At 55.0% G+C, this 1,674-nt stretch carries 2 protein-coding genes; both read right to left on the bottom strand.

Annotated features, from left to right (window positions below):
* A partial coding sequence (locus tag JCM9942_RS18460; RefSeq protein WP_172675153.1) for a diacylglycerol kinase occupies positions 1–298 on the bottom strand: 298 nt, incomplete at its 3' end.
* 71 nt (positions 299–369) lie between these two features.
* Positions 370–1,674, bottom strand: a 1,305-nt coding sequence (locus tag JCM9942_RS15320) for a phosphoethanolamine transferase (protein ID WP_054660706.1), incomplete at its 5' end; no start/stop codon positions are given.

The following is a 1,674-nucleotide window of genomic DNA, read 5'->3' on the forward strand; positions in this document are numbered from 1 at the left end:
TTACCGCACGACCAGCCAGCTCATGGATTTCTGGGCCATACCGTTCGATCACTGCCTCGATAGCGGAGTTCAGCAGCTCGAATGCCAAAACGAACAGTACGCTCCCCATGAGAAGCACTCGCTCTACCCCTGAGTTGCCGAAAAAGATAGCTGTAGGTAATGCCACCGCGGCCATAACAACTTCCAACCGAAACGACGATTCATGCAGCCAAGCTGATCTCAGTCCCTGGAGAGACCAGCGAAGCGCCTCAAAGACGCGCGCAATGCTCCGCGGACGATGACCGTACATATCTGCCACTTCGATGTTTCCTTCTTTTGGGCCCAAGAGACGCTCACGGGTCTTCCAACAGCGATACTCGCCGTGGTCGGCTATAGGCTGTGACCGGCGTTGCTGGTACAGCCTGAGAACAGATTTAGGCTCTCGTCTAGCACCGTCGTCCTAACCTGCATCAGGCCAAGCACAGAATGGAAGAGGTTGTCGTGGCTGGACGGCTGCTTTGATCGGTCCCGGACACATTGAAGGTCCAGGTTGTTGCTGCTCTTCATACCATCAGACATCCACATCACCATCGGCACCTTGATCTGAGTATCAGGGGCGATAGCGTAGGGGAGCCCGTGAAGATAGACGTTCGCCTCCCCTAATGACTCGCCGTGGTCGGAGACATAGATCAGCCCGGTATCGTGACTCTTGTCCTGTTCAAGCATGCGAATTGTCTTTGCAAGGAAGTCATCTGTCGCAAGGACCGCGTTGTCATACGCATTGACGATTTCACCGCGTGTGCACTTGCCCAAGTCTGCGTTTCGGCAGTCGGGAGTAAATTTCGTCAGATCTTCCGGGTATCGCTTGAAGTAGCTGGGTCCGTGGTTCCCCAGCTGATGTAGAACGACAACGACATCACCAGGGTTGTCCTCGATCGAGTCATGCAGACCTTGCAGCATAATCTCGTCACGGCATGCTTGGTCGTCGCACAGAACATCCTTGACCGGCACGCGATAGGATTCAAATGCCAGATCAGAGCAGACGCCCTTGCATCCAGTCTGGTTGTCACGCCATAGGGTCCTGACCCCGGCACGCTCCAAAACATGCAGAAGCGACTCCGAACCTTTGATCTTGTCTCGATCGTAGTCTCGCCTCCCGTACGCAGAGAACATACAGGGCACCGACACTTCGGTGTTTGACCCGCAGGCGGTCACGTCTGAGAAATTGACGACGTCCAACGCTGCCAACTGTGGCGTTGTCTGTCTGCCGTATCCATTCAAACCCCAGTTCTGCGCACGAACCGTCTCACCTACAACGATGACCAAGAAGTGGGGCTTCGCGCCTGGCGGATGAGGCGTCATCATGGCATCGGGGCCAACCACTTGGATCGGACCGCGCTCCGCACGGGTGTCTTCTCGCACAACCTTCGCAATGGAAGCGATGTAGTTTCCAGGGTTTGCAAGGTATCTGACTTGCTTGTGATTGCGTATGAGTGATGAGAGGTCGTCGAATGACGCAATTGCCGCGCCAACGATTACAACAACCGCCATGCCAAGTAGAAGCACTCTTGCAAGTATCGCCCGCGTCACATTGGAAGAACGTTGGAGCCTTACCATGCATACCGCGATAGCTGGCACGACGCCTTTAATTAGTACCGCAAGAAAGAAGCCCCAGGTCAGCAACTCTCCGGCTTC

Source organism: Stenotrophomonas pictorum JCM 9942 (genome assembly GCF_001310775.1).
In the GTDB taxonomy this organism is placed as follows: domain Bacteria; phylum Pseudomonadota; class Gammaproteobacteria; order Xanthomonadales; family Xanthomonadaceae; genus Stenotrophomonas; species Stenotrophomonas pictorum.